Origin of the sequence: Paenibacillus sp. VTT E-133291 (assembly GCF_002264395.1) — a bacterium.
GTDB classification, from domain to species: Bacteria; Bacillota; Bacilli; order Paenibacillales; family Paenibacillaceae; genus Paenibacillus_AQ; species Paenibacillus_AQ nitricinens.
In genome coordinates, this window is record NZ_NFVA01000036.1 from 21,422 (window position 1) to 37,895 (window position 16,474).

The window sequence follows — 16,474 nt, forward strand, 5'->3', positions numbered from 1 at the left end:
TGAAACCAAAGAATACATCTTTGACAAAATTCCGCCACTCCATCCACTGGATAGAGTTTGGTTTATTTACTTATAACAATACGAATTATAATATGATAAATCACACAGGGTGTCAACTTGAAATGTTTACAATAACTGAAACAACCGATACACAATCACTGCTGCCTGAGCCCGAGTAGCATGTGCTTTAGGTGCAAAGCTGTCCTTGCCAACTCCTTGAATGATGTTTGCACCTCTCATAGATTGAACAGCCTCTAGCGCATAGCCCGAAATACCAGATGCATCAGTAAAAATAGCTGACTCGCCTAACCCCGTTACCGGAAGCTTGGCGACTTGTGCCGCACGATAGGCCATCAATGCCATTTCCTCACGGCTGATGGATTCATTGGCACCGAAAGTACCATCAGGTCTGCCCTGAACAATACCAAGCTTCGCGGCGGCAGCAACAGAGCTATAGTACCAGTCATTCAGCGCCACATCCTGGAATGTACTTACTGCGCTGGCATCATCCAGTTCAAGAGCCAGCATCAGCATCTTCAGGAACTGTGCCCGAGTTACATCCAGCTGTGGTCCGAAGTTATGATCTCCTACTCCCTGCAGAATTTCTCTGGCTGCAAGAGCATGAATACTGTTTTGTGCCCAACCTAGTCCAGCGATATCATTAAAAGAATTCTCTGCATACCCTACTGTAAATCTGCTGGAATCCTCTGGTCTAAACATCATCTGCCCTATTCCTGCGTTGTATTGGGAGTTTCTAACGACTTCCATTGTCCCATCTGCACGAATTTGGTAAATTACTATTTGCTCTACTTCCGAAGTCGTCTTTGGTTTGAAATCCAATCCTACCTTCAGTCCACGTCCAAAACTATCAAATCGCTTACCATCAACAAAGAATGTGAATTCATAAATATCCCCGACATCGGTCTGAAGTACCAGTGTCTTTGCATCCACTCTGCCTACTACAAGCTTAATATTCGAAGCGTCAGAAACAGCCATTGCACGAAGCAGATCAGCATTTATTCTGAAGGTGGACAGACCCATATCTATTTCCAATGACTGCATACCATTTGTTGCAGCTTGTGCCAGTTCATGAGCTGGTAGGGTCAGTTCAACCACCGAGCTGTCCGCGGATGGCTTCACTTCAATGCTTAACCCTCCGCTCTGCATCGAGTTTATGGCTTGCTGTAGAATAGTCGCCGTGATCTTCGCAACAGCCTTGCCCTTCGTATCTGCTGTCACAGAAAGAATGACTCTCCCTGCGTTCACTGCTGCTTCCGGTAATTTCTTCGGCTCCACTGTTGATGATGAAGACGTATCCCCTGATTCTGAAATCTGAGTATCCGCAATAATCTCAATAGACATTATACCTGCAACATCTGAGCCATCTTTGGCCGTCGCTTTCACAGTTACTTTACCCGCTGCTATAGCGCTGAGCAGACCAGCATCCGTAATGGATGCGCGCTCAGCCGCAGATCCATCCTCATTGACCACCGACCATATGACCGAGGGATCTGATGCATGTTCTGGTAGGACCGTAGCCAGCAGCTGCAGGGTCTCCCCTTTTTTAATTCGGCTCACATTGTCTTTGGTTGCCACTTTAATTTCCAAGACTGATATCGGAATGATTCGAACAATGGACTGTGCCTCGTGCAGAATGTCGAATTCGCCATCTGCGTTCGAGCCGCGGAATGAGATAAATCCAAGCGGTACAGCCATTTCACTGGTCATCTTCTTGGCCTTAAAGATCATTTCCACGAATTCTGCATCGTCAGTCAGGACATTCTCTGCCTTGGTCCCGGTTATACTAACTCTTATTAGACCTGGAGTTTCTTGTTCAATATGAGTAATTCTCAATTCATCAGGTATAGTCTGGACGGATACAAATTCTACACCCGTTGCATCGAATTCCAGCTTAAAGTCTACAGCATATACTTCTTTGTAGACGGAAGTAGTTACATTCGTGAGCCCGACACGATAAGCAAACGCTTGACCTGACGATACGGTAACAGGTCCTTTCAGCGTTGCAACAGGTAATTCTGCTATAGGTTCACCTTGACCACTGATGTTGATCTCTAGACTTCCTGTCACTCCACTGCCATCCGCCGCTCGTGCAGTCACTTGAATCGTCCCGTTTTTTCTGGCTGTAAGCAAACCATTCTCATCAATAACCGCCTTATCCGTAGAGGTTATACCATCAGAATCAGTCACAGCCCAGCTAACATTAGGATTCGTCGCATTCTCTGGAAGAACAGAAGCTGCCAGCTGCAAAACCCCACCCTCTGAATCAATGCTGCTGGCTCCATCTTTACTCTTTACTGTAATTGAAGACACATGTATCGCAGGAAGCTGTGCTTGATTGACCAAGATTGTTGATTTCTGCGGATTCCATCCATCATTCCCACCAAGAACGGCTTGAATCGTATAGGCTGCTGCCTCTTCTGTCGTTAATTGCTTAGACCAGCTATAACGTAAAGATGCGTTACCTCCCTCACCATAGCTCAAATACTCGGAGAAACGTGCTGTCTTGGATCGACCTTCATACCATTCATGCCATCCAGTCGCACGAATATGTGCATCCATCTCCGTGTTGATGAAGATTGAGCTGCCATAATCTCTCCAGGGTCTCCCCAGATCCACTGTTCCAGCAGCTACACCATCATTCGCTGTTAGCTGATTGTTGATGAACACATAGCCTGGCTTACCTGATTCAGTGGAAGGTGCAGTAACATAACCAGCACCTGCACTTTGTATCACATTATTCTCAAATACCGCAGGAGAATTACCGAAAATGAAATCTACCGTACCTTGAATATGGCTGTCGACGAAATAGGCTCTCCCCTTATCCGCGAACAGGGTATCCTGATATCCAAGAAGCTTCACATTCCGGTATACACCCCGGTCCCCTTCAGCATACAAAGCAACTGCCTGACCAGCATTCAATCCTGCACTATTCTGAACCGTCATATTCTCCAGTGTAAAATCTGTTGCCGCAGCTTTCAGTGTATAGCTGCCACTGGTGCCCACTTCTTTGCCATCTGAGCCGATGGTTTTGGCTGAATCTCCATTAACAAGAACGGTACCCTCTCGGCTCTCCCCGATCAGGTTGATCTTCTTCTTATTAGAAGGAACTAGAACCTTCTCATTATAGATGCCGTTCTTTACCTTAATAATCGTGGTTATGGCATTATTATCAGGCGCTGCCTGGATGGCTTCATTAATTGTCTTATAATCTCCTGCCCCATTCTGATCCACGATAATCACAGGAGCTGGAACGACATGAACCATCTCGGATGGAACACTGGCCCCCTTATCTCCGATGGCTATTACCGCATATTGATAGGCATTACCGTTGGTTAATTCTTTATCGGTATAGCCTGCTGCTTCAATCCCTTCAGCTACGACCACATAGTTTCCCCCGCTCTCCGAGCGTACAATTTGGTAGCTGCTCGCTCCATCAGCTGCGCTCCAGATTAGACGAACTTCATTGTTGCCCGGCTCTGCCATAACTTCTTGTGGAGCCTGCGGCTGACCGAAGTTCTGGTATGAAACCGCTGGGGTAACAGCTGAGTCCAGACTACTACGGGTACCGTCTGTAGCCTGGACCTTGTAATAATACGGCGTGCCGTTTACTGTCTTGCGGTCAATAAAGCTTGTGCCGCTTATATCAGCACCAAGCACTTCATAAGGTCCGTTCGAAGATAAAGCACGTTTAACTATATACTGGCTCGCATCCTCGATCACTGCCCAACTCAATGTCATCGCACCATCACCAGCTTGAATGGAAACCACCGGCGTTTCCAAAGGAGCTGCCGGAGTGGCAATAACAGGCTCCGACGCTTTGCCTTCTCCGGCAACATTTGTCGCCGATACAACATACCGATAGGCATGCCCGTTGGTTAGTCCTCCAATACGATAAGTTGTTCCGACGATGTCTTTTACCACAGTTTCATAGCTGCTTATGGCTTCATTCCACTTCTTGATAGAATAGCTTGCTGCATTCTCCACCACATCCCAGCTCAGATCTAGCTGAGTATTCCGACTTACAGCAGCAAGTGACTCTGGCGCTGGCAATTTCACCGCAAGTGAGGATGGGATAACCCTAATTTCATTAGAATTCCCTGATTCACCCGTAGGCGCCATCGCGGAGATCACATAATAATAAGTAGTTTCATTAGTTACTTCTGTATCAATATATGATGTCTCTGTAATAGCACTGGCTATGGTATCGTAAGGCCCCCCACTCGTAAGGCTTCTCTTAATATTGTAAGAAGTCGCACCTTCAAGAATAGGCCATTTCAGCTGAGCTGCTTCGTTCCCTGGGAGACCTGTCAAACCAAGTGGCGTTTTGATCGGTTCAACATACACTTTAAGATTATCTAAATAATAATGACCTTTTCCTCCACCCGGCGTCTTGGACAAAATACGCCCAATACCATAGCTGGCAAAATTCGTAGTTGTAAAAGGAAATGCGCCGGCAAGCTGATTATCGATGTATACCTCAACTTTATCATTTTTCACATCGACCTTCAGCTTAAGGTTATACCACTGATTTAATGAATAGGAACTCATCAGTTGATGATACTGGCTGCCTCCTCTGCTCATAGTTAATGTAAATTTGCTCGAATCCTCTGGAAGCGTTGGCTTTCTGCTCTCGATAGAGAACGCCGTTTTGGTTCCGTCTGTACTCTGGGCTTGAAGGAATATTGAGGTTCCCGATTCTGCCGCAAACATAAAGTCAGTATCAATGACTAACGCACCCGTAATGGGTACGAATTTACGGATAAACTGCACATTGCCGTTTGCTGCATCATACACATCCAGTACTTTGGCTGAGGTATTGCCCTTACTGCCGGATGGTGTGGCAGATACAATAACCTTTTGCGTTTCGGTCTGTGGTTTCGGAGTGACCTCATAATATTCAGGAGTCACACCCACGTCGACCTGCTCATAGTCCTCATCTACGTAATAAATATTCCCAGCCTCACCGTTAGGCGCAGCGCTAGCCTCCATGGAATCGAAGCTTTCTCCAAGCTCATTCACCGCACTAACTACGTAATAATAGGTTTTCCCTGGGCTCAATCCAGAATCCTTATACTGGCTATCTAGGACATCTGTGCGGATCGTCTTGTAGGGACCACCTGAAACCTCACTACGTTTAACACTATACGACTGAGCAGTTTCTACCGTCTCCCAGTCCAGCTTCACCTTCTCCTCGCCTGCTGTTGCCGTAAGTACACGAGGAGCACTCGGAAACTTATCCCCAAGCGAATTTAGCTCCACACCACTGAAGACAGAAGTATTATATCTGTTAACCTTGTTGTCTACTTTTGCTGCATCGGCTCCAAGACCAAAATAAACCGTGTCACTAAGACCAAGACTTACTGTACCGACCTTACTCCAAGTTAACTTATCTGGTGATATTAGGCCCGTCACTTCATTACCAAGACGAACCAATTTAACCCAATAAGGCGTATTGATGAAGCTTTCTGGCTCGGTTTTTATTACCTTGGCCCCTTCAGTAGAACGTGTAATTAGAACGCCTTTCTTGCCATATTTAACATAAGGGATCGCCAGCAAAGCCATCTTGGCATTATCCTTGAGGCTATCACGAATCATGACTCCTGCTTTCGCATAATCATCAGTCGGTGTCACGGAATCAATTTTTGCGATAATTTCTCCGTTGCCTTTCAGGGTTTGATAAGCAAAGTGAAAGTTATCAACCGCGCTTTCGCTTTCCGAAGTTGCTCCGATAAGTCCAGCCGACTTGAGCGTGATTTTGCCACTCTCCGGATGAAGTGTGGTCTGTCCGGCAATCCCTGGATGGCCAATATCCACTGACGTCCACGGGAGCGTAGAGCCTATTGTATTAACATGAATAGCCACGTTATCCGATTGTGTCTTAAGACCCTTATGGTCTATGGCCTGAACAACGAGGTAATGGGTCCCGTCTTGAACATTGTTCCAATCGAAACTGTAAGGTGCAGTGAGATCTTCCCCTAGCTTCACACCATTTACAATAAACTCCACTTTAGCAATTCCATCGCTATCACTCGCAGAAGCAGTTACGTTCACCTTACTACCTGACTCAAAGATTTGATTATTCGCAGGATAATTGATAGCGGTTACAGGATTATCTATGTGCTCCCCCTCTGCTTCACCTTGAATAATTAGATCATTCAAATATACTTCCAGATTGGTGTAACCTTCCATAGAAAGCGTCGTTCCATTGCGATCTTCAGGATCGGAAGGAGACAGACCTTTCGCCAGCTCCCATGCGTCATCCATTCCATCATGATCACTATCCACCACGCTTGATGCTGTCTCTGGATAATCGGGATACCCGCCAATTTCAATAGGAGAATTAATATGCTGCCCGGTACGGTTCTTCACATCATTAATGACTCGTGCATCATAGGCATCTCGTCTAGGCAGAGTGGCTCCCGCATCAGCCAGTACATTTACGTAAGCCTCCTCCGCTGACACCGCTTTATACGGATTAGGCATCGTTGCAGGCTCTGCAAGCTTAGAGATATTGGAGAACTTCTGCACACCTTTCCAATTGTCCGCAGTAACTTCCGGACTCCCCTCCATTATGTTCCCATCAATAAACAATCTGGTTTCTGGAGCCACTTCCCCGAACAATTGTTTATTCACACTGCTGTAGGTGTTTGGTCCATTTTTATAGTAATTATTAGTAATGTTATATCGATAATCCTCTGCTCCGCCACCATAAGTCGAGGCGAATCCCCAGTTATAAATAACGTTATTGGTCATCTCCGTCAGATCAATCAGCTTGGTGATCGTAGGTAATCGAGGGTTACGACTCGTACTATGAGCGATTAAATTATGGAGATAGCTGGCATTTTTACCACCCCAAATCCCCCCGTAACCATGGCGACCTTTTTGATGGCTAGTCATCAGCATACTTTCAGCAGATATCGACCATTGCACAGTAGTATTCTCGTTATCGTACAGACTGACCACTTCATCCACGGACCAGCTGAATGAGCTATGGTCAATAATAATATCCTTATGGTATCGTGATCCAAAGGCATCATCTTCACTAGCTACCCGGTCTCCTAGCCGGAAACGCATATACCGCATAATAATATTGTCCGCCTCAACAGATGTTGTGTAGTCGGTAACTGTGATCCCGTCACCTGGAGCCGTTTGCCCGGCAATCGTCAGATTGGAGCCGGTAATCTTGAGGGATTCCTTCAGATGGATGGTCCCTCCCACACGGAAGACAATAGTCCGATTGCTTTGGCTTACCGCATCGCGGAAAGAACCTGGAATGGGTGTTTCCTTGAGACCGTAATCAGCCAGCGTCGTCACTTCATACACAGATTGAGCTCTTCCACCGGTTACATATTTCCCGCCACCTTCCGCGCCGGGAAAGGCAGGAAGCGCTTCCAAATATGCAGCCTCAACACCCCCAAACGGTATACTTGTTGCGAGAAGACCTGCGACCAGCGCCCCAGATAACCATTTCCTCTTCATACAAGACCTCCTACTATCTATTATTGGAATAGGAAAGGGGCCTGATCCATTTGAAGCAGAACCCCTTCCTTAGTGAAGCCGTGTTTATTCCTTGCCCTGATAATGGAAATGAGCAAAATCAGCACTGCTGCCACCAGACTGCTGCATATCATGCGCTGCAATCCCAACAAAATTTCCAGTGAAACCACCCGATAAGAAGCTGATATTGTGTGGATCGCCAAGCAGCTTCCACTCCGTATCCTCACTGGTTTGATACATAAATTGACCCGTTACTTCCTTCACCTCAACTGCGATTCGAAGTGCTTCTCCCGCTTTCAGTCCAATCCTTACAGGTTCCGCAGTGAACTCATCCCTCTCACAACGCATTAACCGCAAGACCTTTCCAAGCCCTTCTTCATGACTGATGTACGCATACAGATAGTTATCTTCATTTAAGTATAGGAGCAGCCCCGCCATCTGAAGATAGCTAGACGGTTCATATTCAAGCGCTGTTTCTGCACGGAAACTCTTATCGGTCTGACGAATAGCCAGAATATGATGCTCAAATAGACTTTGTACCGATTCCCCAGCCCTGATCCTTAGCCATCCCGGTCTTTCAGCTAGAGAACACCAGCTTTCATTCCTAGGAATTCGTAATGTATTCCAGTTTTTCTTCAGCTCTGGACCGTTAAAGTCATCTTCAAACGCAATTATCTGCGCTTGTTTGCATGCTTGCGTCCCTTTAGGTGCAGGCACCTCTAGTAGCGGTGTATTTCCGCCAGAGGTTAGTCTTAGCCAGCCGTCCTCATTCCAATACACCTGCTGAATAGCTGTCTCTCTCCCCAGAATGGCGAACTGACCTTCCAGTGGACGGGTGCACAAATGAGCCATGTACCACTCCCCATCAGGTGTCTCAACTAGACTTCCATGGCCTGCGCATTGAAGCGGAAGTTCAGGATTATTCCGAGAGGTTAACATCGGATTGAGCGGATCGACCTCATACGGTCCGAGTAGCGCTTTAGATCGCGCCACGGTTACCGCGTGCCCTGATCCGGTGCCCCCTTCCGCCGTAATTAAATAGTAATAGCCTTCCCGCTTGTAAATATGTGGTGCTTCCGTCTTCTTGAGCGATGTACAATCAAAGATCTTAACGGACTCTCCCCTTAATTGACGCTGCTCAGGATCGTATTCCTGAATCACAATACCGCAAGACTTATTGCCTTCTGTGATGCGGTAATCCCACAGCTCATTCAGCAGCCATTTTCGCCCATCCTCATCATGATACAGAGAAGGATCAAACCCGCTGCTGTTCAGATAAATCGGCTCAGACCATGGACCCTCGATTGACTTCGCAGTCATCAGAAAGTTGTGGCAATCTTTAAAGGGCCTTTTGGTACTTTTTACGTCGGTATAGATCAGATAGAACAAGCCTTCATTATAACTAAGCTGTGGTGCCCAAATACTACAGTTGTTTGGATTGCCACGCAGATTTACCTGATGGGTTAGTACATCTGTACAATGCTCCCATTCCACCAAATCAGTTGATTGATACACACGCACACCAGGCAACCAGCCAAACGAGGAGACGACGATATAATAAGTTTCCCCTGCTCTTACGATACATGGATCTGGATTAAACCCTCTTAATACCGGATTGCGGATAACTGCGGTTTGTATATTGTCTGTAATCATTGTTATGCTCCTTCCGAATTCCAGAAATTATTTCCTTTGAAAACTACATTCGCACTTGGCATCTCGTCTTCCGCTTCATAATATTGCACCCATTCCACTCGCTGACGCTTCAAGCTGTTGGCATTCCGGATCCCGTGTTCTCGATAGCGGGCCGTTCTACGATTCGCTGCATTTCCCCAGTCGTTCCATCCCTCAGGATGAATATGACTCCCCATCAGACAATTCACATACTCGGTAGCGGCATGCTCCCGCCATGGACGGCCTAAATAGACATCCCTTACATTGTCTGATGCAGTCAATACACATTCGTTGAAAATATAACCGTACTCAGATTTTTTTGGTGTGGAAGCTGCGGTAATATAACCCGGCTCGCCATTAGAACGTTGCAAACTGTGCAACTCACAATGATCAAACCATGCTGTCGCGCCACCAAAAATGTAATCCACGGTCCCTTCAATTCGGCAGTGCTGGTACATCTGACGATAGTGGGCATGATGTTCTCTCAAGGGGACACCACCGAATCCTCCTCCCTTCTTCGAAGCAGACGGTAACGGCCCCGTAAACAAAGTGTCCTGATGCCCTTTAAAGGTGCAGTAACGAAAAACCGCTTCATCACAGTGAGCATATAGGGCAATGGCCTGCCCGACTGTATCTCCCTGTCCAGCCGTATTCGAAATGATCAGATTCTCCAGTGTCAGCCTACGCCCGCCCAGAAATAAGGTCGGGGTTGCGAACGTGCCAATTTCCTCTCCGTATTCATCCCTCTCCGTGGCATAACGGTTCATCCGAATCTCAACCGCCCCTATTCCAATAAGGGTTAGGTCCGAACGGTAAATTCGCACCTCTTCTTCATAGAGGCCTGACAAGATATATAAGGTTTCAGGCTGAATTGGAATCTGCTCTTCAAGAGCATCAACAGCCTCTTGAAGGGTATGATAATCGCAAAAATCTTCTTTCCCCACCAGCAAAGAGCATCCCTCTCATCCTATAAATGCTTGGTCATAAACGATTTCCAAGCTACCCGCATTTCCAGGGTTTCCATATGTCCGCTACCGGATATCATTGGTTTCCAGTTCTCTGGACTCCCTGCCATTCGGTACTTCTCATGCAGGCCTGAGGCTAAAAGCTCTACCCCTTCGAGCGGACACATCCGGTCATTGCGACCCGTCAGACTCATACGAGGACGAGGGGCAATTCTCGACTGAATATCAAGTGTGGTATAATGCTTCAGCAGTCCTGGAACATAAGAATAGAACCCATGATGGTCCAGTCCTCTTTTGGCGATTAGGGTATGAGCATCTACCTGTCCGCATATATCAACGGTTACCTTAATTCGTTCGTCCAGCGCAGCCAGCCACCAAGACATCAGCCCACCCATAGACATTCCAATCGTCGCCACCCGTGAGGCGTTTATATCAGGCCGTTCAGACATATAGTCAAGCAGACGTCGGCAGTCATGCAGCATCATTCCCCATAAGACCTGACCCTGCCAGAGCATTTCCTTCACTAGCTCACTTTCAGTTTTGCCCCGCCGTTCACCAAAGCACCACACATCGATGCAGCAAGCAGCATATCCCATACCCGTAAGCGTCTTTGCAAAAGAAGGCTGCTGCAGATAAGGACTGCTGCAAATGAATTCATTCCGTCCATTCTCATAATTCCCTCCATGGGAATGGTTGAAGATAACGAGTGGAAAAGGACCCTGCTGTTCAAGCGGAAGTGCAACATATGCCGGAACCTTCTCTATACCATTCAAATCCAGCAAAAGCGTCTCTAGCCGATAGCCGTCCCTTTCCTCTACACATAACAGCTGCACAGAAATCGGCCTGTTCTCTGGAAGATCGCCAAGCAGAGCTGTAAGTTTATCCTGTTCTAGCATCAGTCTTCCCGCCCGCTCAAATCTTCCTGTGAAGGAGCGACGGTCACCTGTTGGACTAACTCCTCCACTTTACGAGTGTTTTTAGACTGGCAGCCGCTAATGTCAATCGCCTCTCCATTTTCAATATAAAAAGCAGGTCCCTCATGATTTTCAATCGTTACTTGGCGGAAGCGGATGTCTTTTACGTTGCCAAGATAGAACCCGCGATTACTCATATCCTGAATCCCAGACATCATTGCCGGACGACCAGGAATCGCGTCTTCTGCCATCGATATATCAATATCTGAGAAGGTAATCTCCGAAATATACTGCTCTGCTAGACCGTATATAAAACCAGCAGCAGCATGAACGTTCCGAGCAGTAATGTTGGCAAAGTGAATACGTCTGAAGCAAGGCGTTTCCTCGGTAATCGGATAAGGATTTTTGTCCCACACATATTTGTCCTTCCCACGAGAACCACAATAATAATAAAGATTAAGGATAAACGGACAAATCACGTCATCCATCACGATATTACTAACACGGATATCTTCGACAACACCTCCGCGTCCACGTCTAGATTTCAACCGAATACCGCGATCCGTCTGTTTGAATACACAGTTGCTAATAACGATATTACGGATATCCCCGCTCATTTCACTTCCCAATACAACCCCGCCATGTCCATGGATCATCGTGCAGTTCGTAATCGTAATATTTTCGCAGGCGATTCGCTCCTTCGTTTCCTCTGTTCCCGCTTTAATGGCAATGCAGTCATCACCTACATCAATATTGCAGTTGCTGATCCGGACATTCACGCAGGATTCTGGGTCAATGCCATCCGTATTGGGCGAATCCGCCGGGTTAAAAATCGACAGATTATCTATCGTAACATCTTGGCAACAGATAGGATTCACAGTCCAGCTAGGGGAGTTCACAAGTGTCAGATCTCTAAGTGTTACTCTACGGCAGTTATCGAAGCTGATAAGCTTCGGGCGAGGAAAGATCAGCGACTCGGGGGAATTACGTATCTTATCCCACCAAGATGCTCCCCCTCCATCCAGCTTGCCTGCACCCGTAACCGATACGTTTTCTAGATTGATCCCAAAAATACAAGAAGCATGAACTTTCTGCTTTACTCCCTCCCAGCGAGACTCCATCACGGGATAATCGTTCGGATCAGAGCTGAATTGAAGTACGGCTCCATGGCTAAGCTGTAGCTCAATGTTGCTCTTCATAAAGATTGCACCGGTATGATAAGTGCCAGAAGGAACATAAACTATTCCTCCTCCAGCTTCGCTTGCTGCCTGAATAGCGCTAGCAATAGCTTCCGTCGAAGACTCCGTACTATTAGAGTGTGCTCCATAATGTACTATATTGTAGTAAGTCATAAGCTTCACTCGCTCCCTTTCATCACGGCAGGACGCTGCAAATATTCGTACTCACCACAAGCCAGAAGAAATGCGCCAAGCCCTTTTTGATCATTGGTAATGATAGGTTCACTGATGTAGTAGGCATACGTACCATCTCTTCGATCATCTCCTCCAAGTCCTGCGACTTGGCAATTCTTGTTCAAGTTGACCCAGCCTTGCCTCGTTTCCATTACAAATTCCGTCAGAAGACCCTGATAGGCATGGTCAAGCATTTCGAACCAGCTGGCATTCAGTATACCGAGCCGTATGCCCTTAGCCAAAGCATAGGTAATCATGCTAGAAGCTGAAGCCTCCAGATAATTGCCCTTACGATCGCCCATGTTTACTACCTGGTACCAAACTCCGGAATCAGCATCCTGAACCTTACGAAGGGATGTCAACGTATCGGTAAGAATACGCACTAACTCATCGTAATCCGCATGTTCCGCAGGGAGTAAAGCAAGTGCATCCACCAGCGCCATGACATACCAGCCTAACGAGCGCCCCCAGAAATTGGGAGACAATCCCGTTTCGGGATCGCACCATGGCTGTACCCGCTTTTCATCCCAGGCGTGGAACATAAGACCTGTCTCTGCATCCTTGGTATGACGCTCACACAGAATAAATTGCCGGGTCACATCATCCAGACCCTTTCCGCTTTCATATTCTAGTAAATACTCCAGATAGAAGGGCGCGCCCATGTACAAGCCGTCTAGCCAAATCTGATACGGATATATATTCTTATGCCAAAACGCACCTTCCGAGGTTCGAGGATGCGTTGTTATCTGCTTCCTTAACAAATCTGCAGCCTTTTTATATTTCTCCTGCCCCGTTTCTTTATGGAGAAGAAACAGTAGCTTTCCGTTATTTAGATGATCAATGTTGTGTTCACCCAAGTGGTAACCCTTCACTGAGCCATCCTCTTCTATAAAATAATCCATATTATCTTTGATATATTGATAATATTTAGGCTCTCCCGTCTGTCTCCATAGTAGCTCAAAGCCCTTCAAAATGACGCCATAATCATATGACCACTTTCCATGATATCCTTTATCGTTATATAGTCTTGGTGTTCGTTCCATGATTGAATCAGCCATACGGATACCCCAGCTGGTACTTCTAACTGCAATGTTGTCGGCCATTTCTTCCTCCTGTTTGAATAAATATGGTCCTAAACGTTTCACTTTCGTTTAGGACCCATTCACTATTTTCTTATCCTGTAGTCTGTATTAATTAAGGGTTTACCCTTTATAAGCAGCCTCATATTCAGAAATCACCTTACTGCCTCCGGATTTCTTCCACTTCTCAATCTCAGCCTTATACTCCTCCACATTGATTTTGCCAAGAATATATTTATAAGTAGCATCTGTCACAATCTTCTGCAGTTCAGAACCTTGGGTTGAGAACGTCTCCGACTCCAGCGAGTAAGCAGGATTCAGTACAGCATAATCGGCATTCTCCTTGATCAGCTTCTCGGCTTCTACTTTGAGCGGATCAGCATCATGAATAGTGAATCCCAACTCTAAAGGACGGGAGCCTGCAAATGGCTGAACCTCCTGTTTCCACAGATTTGTATCTTTAATGGTAACGGCCTGATCCGCATCGATGGTGTAATGAACATCCTGAATTCCATAGGTCATCAAAGCGTAGACCTCTTCATTCATGAGATCATTAATAAATTTCAATATCCGTCTAAGCTCATTTTCATCCTTGACCTCGGATTTTGGGAAAGACAGCAGTCCACCGATTCCGTTGTTAGCGGACCAAATTGCGCGATCTGCTTCATTGCCTGTGGAGGTGATATTGTTAACCATGACTAAATCCATATTATCCTGAATGCCTTTAGCCAAATTCAACAGGTTCTTGCTATCAAACAGAGCTCCAACATAAATTCCGGCCTTCCCCTGTGCAAAATTCTGCTGCTGATCTGTTTTAGCTGTCACAGCGAAATCCTGATTAATATAGCCGCCATCATAGAGTGCTTTCATATAATCCATGGTTTTAATATAGGAATCTGTGTCAAATTCAGGTGTCATTTTCCCTGTGTCGTCTACACTCCATATATTTGGTGTTCCAAAGTAGGAACCCAGGGTCTTGAAGGCTCCATAAATAAGATCGCTACGATCCATAAACCCTGTAGTGTCCTTCTTGCCATTTCCGTCAGGATCCTTCTCGGTAAACGCTTTCGCAATTTCCATCAATTCATCGGTTGTTTTTGGCACCTGCAATCCCAGCTTATCCAGCCAATCCTTACGAATGACCACACCATTTCTCGCCAACGGCTTTTGGAAGGGAACCCCATACAATTTACCGCCAATGGAGGCCGAGGTACGTGTGTCTTGTGAAATCTTTGCCAGATTCGGGAACTCATCCAGATAAGGACTTACTTCCCAGAACATCCCCGCCTTTAAAGCGTTACGTACCGAGGAATTATCAAGGATAGTCAGGGTAACGATATCCGCCAAGGAATTGGAGGCTAGCGATGTATTAATCCGTTCTTCTTTGGAAGCATCGGGTATCCATGAGAATTCAATCTCTGTATTCGTAGCTTCTTCTATTTTGTCCAGAACAGTATTTGTAGGTGGAGTCGGAGTCTGCAGGATGTTCAGCCAGCTAATCTTTGCTTTAGACTCTAAAACATCAGCTGGTGTCGCTGTCGTCTTAGCCGCTGAATTCGTTCCCCCATTTGAAGAATTTGACTCCTTCGCGTTATTGCCTCCTCCGCATGCAGTGAGTAACAGCCCGCTACACAGCATTAAGGCTGCAAGTTTCTTGTAATTGCGATTCATCAACATTACCCCTTTTTTAAATGTATTTGTTGTTTTATCTTCCACCTCTGCCTAAAAGACAGAAGCATGAATTAGAGTCCTGTACAAGTTAGTAAACACCATCTTCTCCGATTTTCTTAGCCAACTTGTTCGACAGAATCACGAGAACCAAGCCAACCACACCTTTAAATAAACCTACGGTGGTACTGAAACTCAACTGGCCGTTCTTTAGGCCCGCGGTATAAATGTAGGTATCAAAAATCTCTCCAACCTCGCGGTTCAATGAATTAATCAGTAAGTACATATGTTCAAAGCCTAGATCCAGCGTATGACCAATCTTCAAAATAAGTAAGGTGATAATAATGGGTCGAATCGCTGGCAAGGTGATATGCCATGTTTTGCGCAATCTGCTTGCTCCATCCATTTCAGCTGCTTCATATAACTGGGTATCTACTACAGTAATGGCTGCCAGATATATAATCGTCGACCAGCCAATCTCTTTCCAGATGATCTGTCCAATGTACACAGTACGCAGCCACTCTGGAGAAGTCAGGAAGCTGATTTTTTGCATCCCGAGCGCGGCCATCATCTCATTCAGCACCCCTCCATCCACGTTCATAAATACATAGGAAATGGAGACGATGATCACCCATGACATGAAATGGGGGATATAAATAATCGTTTGAATGGTGTTTTTGAACAGCTTGTGTTGAACCTCATTGAGCATCAACGCCAGTATAATCGGGAGCGGAAAAAAGATAACAATATTTAAGGCAAATAAGATTAACGTATTACTCAATAGCATAAAGAAGGTTGGTTCGGTAAACAATCGGACGAAATGCTTAAGCCCAACCCAGGGGCTATCTGCTATGCCCAGAAACGGCTGATAATCCTGAAAGGCAATAATAAGACCGCCCATAGGCAGGTACTTAAAAATAACAAAATATAGAAACCCCGGCAGTATCATCAGATACAATAATTTGTTTCTTTTTAAACTCAGCCAGCTATGCCCTGTTCGCTTTTTCCTCACTGGTTTGACTTTCATGTTCAGCATGGTGACGTTTGCCTCTTTCACCTGATCGGCCTCCTTGATCGCGTTTCCTTACGATTCTCAGATTACGATCATTCGTCCATTACGTATATAATCTTCAGATACTGATACTACGAAATCCGCGTGGTTATAAGCTTTTTCGTTCCTCCACCTCTTATAGTGATTACTACAATACATAAGGATCATCTGCAATTCCGCACGCTTTTCATGCCCA

Annotated in this window: 8 protein-coding genes; all 8 read right to left on the reverse strand. The window is 46.0% G+C overall.

What is annotated here, in order from left to right:
* Positions 1–126: 126 nt before the first annotated feature.
* Positions 127–7,500, reverse strand: a complete 7,374-nt coding sequence (locus tag CA598_RS15630) for a pectinesterase family protein (protein WP_094877106.1) — start codon at positions 7,498–7,500, stop codon at positions 127–129.
* Between the two features lie 84 nt (positions 7,501–7,584).
* Positions 7,585–9,171, reverse strand: coding sequence for a glycoside hydrolase family 43 protein (locus CA598_RS15635; protein ID WP_094877107.1), 1,587 nt, complete (start codon positions 9,169–9,171; stop codon positions 7,585–7,587).
* A 2-nt stretch (positions 9,172–9,173) separates the two neighbouring features.
* Positions 9,174–10,139 (reverse strand): pectinesterase family protein, encoded by a 966-nt coding sequence (locus CA598_RS15640; protein ID WP_094877108.1) that lies wholly within the window; start codon positions 10,137–10,139, stop codon positions 9,174–9,176.
* A 17-nt stretch (positions 10,140–10,156) separates the two neighbouring features.
* Positions 10,157–11,050: a dienelactone hydrolase family protein gene (locus CA598_RS15645; RefSeq protein ID WP_094871822.1), complete on the reverse strand. Its 894-nt coding sequence runs from the start codon at positions 11,048–11,050 to the stop codon at positions 10,157–10,159.
* Positions 11,050–12,420, reverse strand: a complete 1,371-nt coding sequence (locus CA598_RS15650; protein WP_094877109.1) for a glycoside hydrolase family 28 protein — start codon at positions 12,418–12,420, stop codon at positions 11,050–11,052. Before CA598_RS15650 ends, CA598_RS15645 begins: the two co-directional genes overlap by 1 nt.
* Positions 12,421–12,425: 5 nt before the next feature.
* Positions 12,426–13,583 (reverse strand): glycoside hydrolase family 88/105 protein, encoded by a 1,158-nt coding sequence (locus tag CA598_RS15655; protein ID WP_094877110.1) that lies wholly within the window; start codon positions 13,581–13,583, stop codon positions 12,426–12,428.
* A 99-nt stretch (positions 13,584–13,682) separates the two neighbouring features.
* On the reverse strand, positions 13,683–15,230 hold the full coding sequence (locus CA598_RS15660; RefSeq protein WP_094877111.1) for an extracellular solute-binding protein: 1,548 nt from the start codon (positions 15,228–15,230) through the stop codon (positions 13,683–13,685).
* A gap of 88 nt (positions 15,231–15,318) precedes the next feature.
* Positions 15,319–16,254 carry an ABC transporter permease gene (locus CA598_RS15665; RefSeq protein ID WP_373455834.1) on the reverse strand — a complete coding sequence of 312 codons (936 nt, stop codon included), beginning with the start codon at positions 16,252–16,254 and terminating at the stop codon, positions 15,319–15,321.
* Positions 16,255–16,474 lie beyond the last annotated feature (220 nt).